At 67.2% G+C, this 363-nt stretch carries 1 protein-coding gene; it reads right to left on the bottom strand.

Annotation, left to right across the window (positions count from 1 at the left end; translation table 11 throughout):
- Positions 1-363: cation-translocating P-type ATPase C-terminal domain-containing protein (locus AC1DYG_RS20855; RefSeq protein WP_477641730.1), on the bottom strand; the 363-nt coding region annotated here is incomplete at both ends.

Here is a 363-nt window from a genome sequence, read left to right as displayed (position 1 = left end):
GATTCCGGGTCGCGCCGCATGGCGAGCCCCCCGAATACGGAACCGAGCGAGAGCACCACGAACGCCGTCGTCATGGGGACGTTCGCCTCGGTCGTGCTCATCTCGCCCGGGGCGAGGAGCATCGCGGCAAGCGTGAGCGCGAACTGCAGCACCCCGTACGCCAGCCACTGGACAAACGCCGGCCGGTTCGCGATCGGCATCGCGCGGTCGCGGGGCGGCTTGTTCATCAGGTCCGGCGGCGCCGGGTCGAGCATGATGACGGCCACCGGGAACAGGGTGATGAAGAAGTGCTGGAAGAGCACCATCAGCGGCGTGAGTGCGACCCCGTCGTTGATGTTGAAGATGCTCGCGACGAGGAACAGC

The organism is Pedococcus sp. P1_H8 (genome assembly GCF_056405175.1).
The sequence above is the reverse complement of the archived record's forward strand: the minus strand, read 5'-3'. Positions and strand labels throughout refer to the sequence as shown.